This is a genomic window from Mangrovibacterium sp. (genome assembly GCF_059905295.1).
In genome coordinates, this window is sequence record NZ_JBZQJF010000210.1 from 22,374 (window position 1) to 30,757 (window position 8,384).

The following is an 8,384-nucleotide window of genomic DNA, read 5'->3' on the forward strand; positions in this document are numbered from 1 at the left end:
AAAAATATGCAGATTTTAGTTTTACTTTGCAATTTGCATCAGCAATAGGAATTACATAAATTTCGCTACGAAAAGTTTGATAAATAACTTTTCAAAATTAGTTATAAGGTGACTGTTTACAGGGAAATACTTCAGAAATATTGGGGATATCCGAATTTTAGGCCTTTGCAGGAGGAGATTATTGAGTCGGTTGCATCGGGAAAGGATACGCTGGGGCTTATGCCAACAGGCGGTGGTAAATCCATTACTTTTCAAGTGGCCAGTTTAGCGAAGCCGGGGCTTTGTCTGGTTGTTACTCCACTGATATCGTTGATGAAAGACCAGGTGGAGAATTTGCATAAAAAAGGAATTCGTGCTTTGGCTATTCATTCAGGAATGAGTGCTCAGGAAGTCAAGCTGACTTTTGATAATGCCGCATGGGGGGATTATAAATTTTTGTATTTATCTCCCGAGCGTATTGCTACTGAAAGGTTCCGGGAGCGCTTGTCGCAAATGGAAATCAACCTGATTGCGGTTGATGAGGCGCACTGTATTTCGCAGTGGGGATATGACTTTCGTCCTTCCTATTTGCGAATCAAGGAATTGCGGAAATTGTTGCCGGGAATTCCTGTGCTGGCACTAACGGCTACGGCTACTCCCAAAGTTGTGGGAGACATTCAGCAGCAATTGCTGTTTGAAAAAGAGAATGTCCTTCAAAAGAGCTTCTTTCGTGAAAACCTGGCTTACCTGGTTCGCGAACGGGAAGATAAGTTACAGTATTTATTGCAGTCGGTACAACGCGCTAAAGGTACCGGAATCGTTTATGTTCGGAGCCGAAAATTAACGCGAGAGATTTCCGATTATTTGCGGCAAAATAAGGTTTCGGCCGACTATTACCATGCGGGCTTAACCGCCTTAAGCCGGGCACAAAAGCAGGAAAACTGGAAGAATGGCAAAACCCGCGTGATTGTAGCGACCAATGCTTTTGGAATGGGGATTGATAAATCGGATGTGCGTTTTGTAATTCACATGGGACCTCCCGATTCACCTGAAGCGTATTTTCAGGAAGCAGGTCGGGCCGGCCGGGACGAGAAGCGGGCTTTTGCAGTTCTCATAGCGGCAAAATCTGATGAACGGGCACTAAAAAAGCAGGTCGAAAAAGCTTTTCCACCTGTGGAGGTTATTCGACGGGTTTACCAGGCGCTGGGAAATTATTTTCAACTGGCCATTGGTTACGGGCAAGATCAGATTATGGATTTTAAGATTGGTGACTTTTGCAGTCGATACAATATGCAAATTCAAATGGTGCTTAGTTGCCTGAAAATACTTCAGCGTGAAGGCTATCTCGAACTGACCGAAGAGCTGGACAACCCAAGCAAGGTGCATTTCCTGGTTGGGCGCGACGAATTGTATAAATTTCAGGTTGCCAATGCCAGGTACGATGGTTTTATCAAACTTTTGCTGCGCTCTTACTCGGCCCTGTTTACAAATTACGTCAGTATTAATGAGGAATTACTGGCCAAACGGGCTAATATCTCCGAGGAAATTATTAAGCGCTACCTAAGTTTGCTGAGTTCAAACAAGATCATTCATTATATTCCCCGCAAAAAGACTCCGTTTATTATTTTCACCAGGGAACGTATTGATCCCGAGCGTTTGCGGATATCCAAGGAAAACTATACCGATCGAAAAGCGGACTACCAGCGACGCATTGATGCCATGTTGAATTATTCGTTTGGTAAGTTGAAATGCCGAAGCCAGATTTTGCTGGAGTATTTTGGTGAAAAAACATCGGTTCGTTGTGGTAAATGTGATATCTGTATGGAGCAAAATAGGCTGGGATTGAGTCAGCTGGAGCTGGAAAAAGTCAGTAAGCAGCTGGAGGAGCTATTGCACGAACCACTTTTGTTTGAAGAGTTAATCTTTGAAATTGATCAACAGGAAGATGAACTGATTGACGTGATTCGCTGGCTGATTGATAACGGAAAGATCGTCCATCGGATTGATAACCGCCTGGAGTGGGTGAGGGAGTAGGCCTGCTCAATATCTCTTTTTTCCCTCATCCGACAGAATGTTTTCATTGTCCGATAACGTTTTTTCCTCGTCCGGCAGAACATTGCCTTCGTTTGACAGCCTGTTTGCATTGTTCGACGGAACATTTCCCTTGCCCGGCAAAACATTTCCAGGAACCGAAAAAGAGATAGCATCCCCGGATAAAGCAAATAGGGATCCGATCTCTCGAAAAGATCGGATCCCTACAGTCAGTACATTGAAAAGTCGAATAATCCGGTAATCTGTTTGCTAATTGAAAATCTTTTTCAATAACGATGATGTTTGCTCAACCGGATCTTTGCGAATGGCTTTTTCCTGTTCAGCAATTTTTACAAACATACCATCAATGGCTTTTTCAGTCACATAAGCACCTAAATCAGGGTTCACTTTTTTTACCAGTGGTAGTTGATTGTAGGTATTGACAACATCGCCCCAATATTTAGTCGCATTAACGGTCTGCAACGAGTTGTTGACGATTGGACTGAATTCGGTTGTCAGCTCATCGGTGGTATGTACCTTTAAATAATGTGTCGCTGCAGTGTCGCTTCCCAAAACCAGGTTGGTAGCATCAGTAATTGTCATTTCCTTAATGGCACCAACAAAAATATCGGTGGCTGTAGATGCTGCATCTTCAGCGGCCCGGTTCATTGAGAGTACCGCTTTATCAACTAAATCGCCCATTCCGATTGCACGCAGTTTGGTTTCGATTGTTTGCACTTCCGGAGGAAATGGAATTTTAATGAGCTCGTCGCCAAAGTATCCGTTTTCCTTGGACACCTGGGCTACTGTTTTTGTTACGCCGTTAAGCAAGGCTTCTTTAATGCCCGAGTTTGCTTCTTCTTCGGTGTAGTCTACTTCTGCATCTGTTGTTGCAGTTGATTGATCGGTTGTGGTAGCTTCAGTTTGTGTTGCTTCGCTGTTGGTCGTTTGGGTACTGTCGACAACAACAGCTTCCTCTACTACCGATTTTAATTTTTTGAAGAACTGAGCCTGTGCCTGAGATATTCCCATCAATACAAACAGGAAAAGAAAAATGCTTAATTTTTTCATATAACTTTTAGTTTTTACATCGATTTTAGTGAATCGCAAAAGTTTTCTAAATCGAAGGTAATTGATTCTGAAAATTAGACAAATTCAGTAAAAGAAAGTTTAAGTTAAGACTGAAAACGTCAAATTAGAGCACAAAAAAACCCTTCGGTTTAGAGAAGGGTCCTTTTTTTCAGGTTATGGTTTATTGTGAGATGTGAGAAAAGGTTCTGTTTGAAAAGGAATGTTATTCGTAATCGTGCATTTCTTTCATGAAAGCTACGAAATCATCCTTGCGTTCCGAATCCATCCAAGCCATAGCACTTCGAGGATGCTCATTCAGTGCTCCGGTAACCAGGTATGGAACATGATAACCCCAGTCAATTTTTTGCTGCCAGGGTAAAACTTGTTCCTGGATCGCTTTTAATAGAGGTAACAAGCGATATTTCGGGTTTTTCAGAAATGCTGTCAGAATTTCAATCGGGCAGTTACCGGCACCGCGTCCCATTCCAAGTAAAGTTGCATCCAGGTAAGTTGCTCCACCCATCAGTGCAGTGATGGTGTTGCTCATAGCCAATTGCATGTTATTGTGGGCGTGAATACCAATTTCTTTTTCAGGCAATGCAGCCTTGTATTTTTTTAGCAGGTGCTCAATAGATTCGCAGTACATGCTACCAAAGCTGTCAACCAGGTAAAATACCGGTACACGCGATTCGGCAATATCAGCAAGTGCTTCGTCCAAATCACGTTCGTTAACTTTCGACACAGCCATCAGGTTAATCGTAGTTTCATAACCTTTGTCCATACAATGGTGTGCCAACTCAATCGCTTTGTCGGTTTGATGTGCGTAGCAGGCTACCCGCATCATGTCAATTAAGCTTTCGCTTGCCGGCGGAATATCGTCCAGATCAATCCGGCCGATGTCGGCCATTGCCGAAATTTTCAGGTTGGTATCGTTATTTCCCATGATCCGACGCAGATCGCTGTCTGCGCAAAATTTCCAGGGACCGACTTCGTTGCGGTTGAATGCTTTTTCGCTACTGATGTAGCCAATTTCCATATAATCAACGCCTGCTTCAACACAAGCATCATATACACCTTTTACAAATTTATCATCGAATTGCCACTTGTTCATCAATCCACCATCGCGAACAGTGCAATCTACTACCTTAATGTCTGATTTATACATCGAATCTGATTAACTAATTTTTGTTTGTTTATGAAGCTCCATTTCCTTCAGAATGTTGTGGCGTACCATAGTCTTGAAGATTTCGTCGATCATTTCCGGCGATAAATCCAATTCTTCAGACCATTTTTGGCGTTGCTCATACAATTGATTTTGCCGATCCTGAGCCACGATGCTTTCGGTATCTGTTTTAAACCGAATAATTTCATGCACATATTCCTGACGTTTGGCCAACAGCTCCATTACCTGACGATCAATCTTATCGATTGCTGCCCGGACTTCCTCAATTGTTTCGCAGGATTTAGCGTTTTTCATTCTTGTGTGATTTTTGTCACAAAAATAATAAAATGAAATTAATACGAAACAAATTGTGATAGTTTCGTATTTAGTAGGGAAGTGTTATTTAGAGTTTTAAGAAATTTCAATGTTAAAATCGTGAAAAATTTATATTGAAGTTTGTCGAAATGTCGATTTAAGTTCTATATTTGCAAAATAAATCACAAACAGAGTTCTTTATCCGATATTAAAAACGAAGGATTTCGAACCGGAGAAAAGAGATAAATTAAAGATCGAAAATAAGCTATTTTAAAACCATGTACTTGAATACTTCTGTAAATATGACCACTTATAACGCAAACATGATGATGTGTATGTGTTGTTGTTCTTTTTTGCAGAAGGAAAGGAGTTGATATTGGTATAGCATATCGCAAAATATAAACTGAAGCCCTTCTGCAAACATGCAGAGGGGCTTTTTTTTGTCATTTACTCAAAGCAAGATTTAAAAAATAAAATACAACACATCATGAGAGAAAAACCTTACCGTAGCATAGTGAAGTCGATATCGTGGAGAACAGTCGGGACGATTGATACCATGATGATCGCCTGGTTGGTAACCGGCAAGTTGGATTTTGCTGTAACCATTGGAGGAGTCGAGCTATTCACCAAAATGTTCCTGTATTACCTGCACGAGCGTACCTGGAATAAGATCCGATTTGGACGGATTGATCAGTCGGATATTGAATATCACATTTAACTACCTGAATAGAACGAAAAATTTATAAAACAACATAACAAATGAGTATCAAATTGAATCCCTTAAATCCGAACCAGGCTAAAGCTCTTGAGCAATTACTGGAAGGAGCTGTTCCCGAACAGATTATTTGGTTGAACGGCTATTTTCAAGGTTTGTCTTCAAGCTATAGTTCGTCTTTTAGTTCGGCAGCCGTAGCAGCCCAGGTACAGACTGTGGCTTCTTCATTAAAATTGACTATTCTGTTTGGATCGCACACAGGACGCAGTGAAGGTATTGCTAAGAAATTGTCTGGCCTATTGGAGCAGAAGTCCATCTCGTCAACGGTTATTGCCATGGATGATTACAATCCGAAGCAGTTGGAAAAAGAAGAGAATGTATTGATTGTGGTAAGTACGCATGGGGAAGGAGAACCACCGGAAATGGCGGAGGATTTCCATCGTTTTGTAACAGGAAAGCGTGCACCGAAATTGCCGAATCTGAACTTTTCGGTGTTGGCCTTGGGTGACAAAAGTTATAAGCTCTTCTGCCAAACAGGTCTGGATATCGACCATGCTCTGAAGAAAGCTGGAGCCAAAGAGTTGTTCCCGATTGTGACTTGCGATGTTGACTATGAAGAGGATGCTAACACCTGGATGAATGCTATTCTTGAGAAACTGGCAGAAGCTCAGCCTGCAGTGGTGAATGCGGCAACAAGTTCAGCTCCTGATGAAGAAGCCGTAGTTTACAATCAGAAAAATCCCTTCCGGGCATCGGTAATCGACAAAGTGAAAATTACCGGTCGTGATTCGGATAAGGAAGTATACCATGTTGAATTGGATCTGGCTGATTCAGGTATTGTTTACCAGCCGGGGGATTCTTTGGGGGTGCTGGCTGATAATCCGCCGGTGCTGGTAGATAACATCATTGAGCAATTACAGCTGAATCCGGAAATCAATGTTGTGGTGAAGAAGAAAGAATTCCCGCTTCATATTGCGTTGCGACACCAGGTTGAGATTACCTTACTAAATCGTGATGTTATTCAAAAGTATGCGGATATAACCGGTAATGTCGAAGTCGCTAAAATTCTTGAAGACGATGAACTTTTGGATCAATACCTGTGGGGACACGATATTTTGGACTTATTGACGGAATTTCCAGCTGAACTGAATGCACAGGAATTGATTGATTTATTGAGACCTCTCCCGGCTCGTTTGTATAGCATTTCTTCAAGTCAGGATGCTGTTGGCGACGAAGTTCATATAACAGTTGCAACAGTGCGTTACGAAAATAAAGGTCGTGATCGGGAAGGAGCTGCTTCAACTTATCTGGCCGATCGAATTGCTATTGAGGGAGAAGTGCCGGTTTACATCGAACGAAACCCGGGATTCCGTTTGCCGGAGAATGAAGAAACGCCAATTATCATGGTTGGGGCTGGTACCGGGATTGCTCCATTCCGAGCATTTATACAGCAAAGTGAAGTAGAAAAGCGCAAAGGTAAGAGCTGGTTGTTCTTTGGTGAAAGAACTTTCTATTCAGACTTTCTTTACCAGGTTGAATGGCAGAAATACCTTAAAAAGGGTGTGCTTGAAAAAATTGATTTGGCATTCTCGCGCGACCAGGAGCAGAAAATCTATGTCCAACATCGTTTAGCTGAACAGCAGAAGGAAATCTTCGATTGGTTACAAAACGGCGCAAGCTTTTACCTCTGTGGCGATATGAAGCATATGGCTAAAGATGTGCAGAAAACCTTACTGGATATTATTCAGAATCAAGGAGGATTAAGTGAAGAGCAGGCTCGGGACTATTTTAAAAAGCTGAAGAAAGAGAAGCGGTTCCAGGCTGATGTTTATTAATAATTCACTGTGAAATTGAGCTCTGGATAGATAAAGAGCTAAAAATCTTAAATAAAACATTTAATAATTGTCAATGCACTTGACATGGTGGGTATTAAAGCTTATATTGTAAGTATAAATACTTATCGACCTTAATAAAGAAGATCATGAGTGAGCAAATTGATTGGAGCAAGTTATCCGAAGTTGAAAAACTGAAATATGATAGTAATTACCTGAGAGGCACTTTGGAGGAAAGTTTAGCCGACCCGGTAACAGGAGCCATCGCGGATGGTGATACGCAATTGTCGAAGTTTCATGGTATTTATCAGCAGTACGACCGTGACTTGGAGAAGGAGCGTAAACAGCAAAAACTGGAGCCAGCCTGGTCGTTCCTGATTCGTGTTCGCTTGCCGGGAGGTATTGCGAGCCGTGAGCAATGGTTGCAGATGGATCGTTTAGCTGACACACACGCTAATGGAACATTGAAGTTAACTACTCGTCAGGCTTTTCAGTTGCATGGTGTTATCAAACGAAAACTGAAGTCAACGATACAGGGAATTAATGCAGCTCTGATGGATACCATAGCCGCCTGTGGCGATGTAAACCGAAACGTCATGTCGTTTGCCAATCCGGAGGAGTCTGAAATTCATGCACAGACCTACAAGTTGGCCGGTGATATTTCGGCACATTTGACACCTCAAACAACGGCTTATCACGAAATATGGCTGGATGAAAAACTATTAGTCGATGGTAAGAAAGATATTGAGCCAATCTATGGTGATCGTTATCTGCCTCGTAAGTTTAAAATTGGTGTAGCTGTTCCTCCTTATAATGATGTTGATGTCTTCTCTCAGGACCTGGGGTTTATCGCAATTCAGGAAAACGGAAAGCTGGTTGGTTATAATGTGGTTGTTGGAGGTGGTTTTGGTTCTACGTTTGGCGTGCCGGAAACCTATCCGCGATTGGGCGATGTTATCGGTTTTGTTACTCCTGATAAGGCCGTTGATGTGGCAGAGAAAGTTCTCCTGGTGCAAAAAGACAATGGTAATCGCCAAAACCGGAAGCAAGCTCGTTTGAAATATACGATCGACCGCTTGGGCTTGGACTGGTTTAAGGCTGAATTAAATAAGTACCTGGGTTACGATTTGGAGCCTGCCCGTGAATATCATTTTTCGCGTAACGGTGATCGCTTCGGTTGGGTGAAAGGAAAAAATGGCAAATGGAGTTTGAATCTGTTCATTGAAGGTGGTCGTGTAAAAGATACCGATTCGTTGAAATTGAAAACAGCGCTTCGTGA

General features: G+C 42.1%; 7 protein-coding genes. 4 read left to right on the forward strand and 3 right to left on the reverse strand.

Features of this window, described 5'->3' with window-relative positions; all coding sequences use genetic code 11:
- Positions 1-108 precede the first annotated feature (108 nt).
- The gene (locus tag AC37HE_RS11100) at positions 109-2,013 is read left to right on the forward strand and encodes a RecQ family ATP-dependent DNA helicase (RefSeq protein WP_500782910.1); all 1,905 of its coding nucleotides are present in this window, start codon (positions 109-111) and stop codon (positions 2,011-2,013) included.
- Between the two features lie 267 nt (positions 2,014-2,280).
- Here AC37HE_RS11100 and AC37HE_RS11105 read toward each other — a convergent pair whose 3' ends face one another.
- The 3 genes from AC37HE_RS11105 to AC37HE_RS11115 all read right to left on the reverse strand — a co-directional run bounded on the left by AC37HE_RS11105 (position 2,281) and on the right by AC37HE_RS11115 (position 4,558).
- Entirely contained in the window at positions 2,281-3,081 is an 801-nt protein-coding gene (locus tag AC37HE_RS11105) for a DUF4197 domain-containing protein (protein WP_500782911.1), read from the reverse strand.
- Between the two features lie 223 nt (positions 3,082-3,304).
- Positions 3,305-4,246, reverse strand: a complete 942-nt coding sequence (locus AC37HE_RS11110; protein ID WP_500782912.1) for an aldolase catalytic domain-containing protein — start codon at positions 4,244-4,246, stop codon at positions 3,305-3,307.
- Between the two features lie 9 nt (positions 4,247-4,255).
- Positions 4,256-4,558 carry a chorismate mutase gene (locus AC37HE_RS11115; RefSeq protein ID WP_500782913.1) on the reverse strand — a complete coding sequence of 101 codons (303 nt, stop codon included), beginning with the start codon at positions 4,556-4,558 and terminating at the stop codon, positions 4,256-4,258.
- A gap of 487 nt (positions 4,559-5,045) precedes the next feature.
- Between AC37HE_RS11115 and AC37HE_RS11120 the strand changes: the two genes are divergently transcribed.
- From AC37HE_RS11120 to AC37HE_RS11130, 3 genes are all read left to right on the forward strand, one after another.
- Positions 5,046-5,276: a DUF2061 domain-containing protein gene (locus AC37HE_RS11120; protein WP_500782914.1), complete on the forward strand. Its 231-nt coding sequence runs from the start codon at positions 5,046-5,048 to the stop codon at positions 5,274-5,276.
- 41 nt (positions 5,277-5,317) lie between these two features.
- Positions 5,318-7,108 carry an assimilatory sulfite reductase (NADPH) flavoprotein subunit gene (locus AC37HE_RS11125; RefSeq protein ID WP_500782915.1) on the forward strand — a complete coding sequence of 597 codons (1,791 nt, stop codon included), beginning with the start codon at positions 5,318-5,320 and terminating at the stop codon, positions 7,106-7,108.
- Positions 7,109-7,254: 146 nt separating this feature from the next.
- On the forward strand, positions 7,255-8,384 hold a 1,130-nt coding region (locus AC37HE_RS11130), incomplete at its 3' end, for an NADPH-dependent assimilatory sulfite reductase hemoprotein subunit (RefSeq protein ID WP_500782916.1).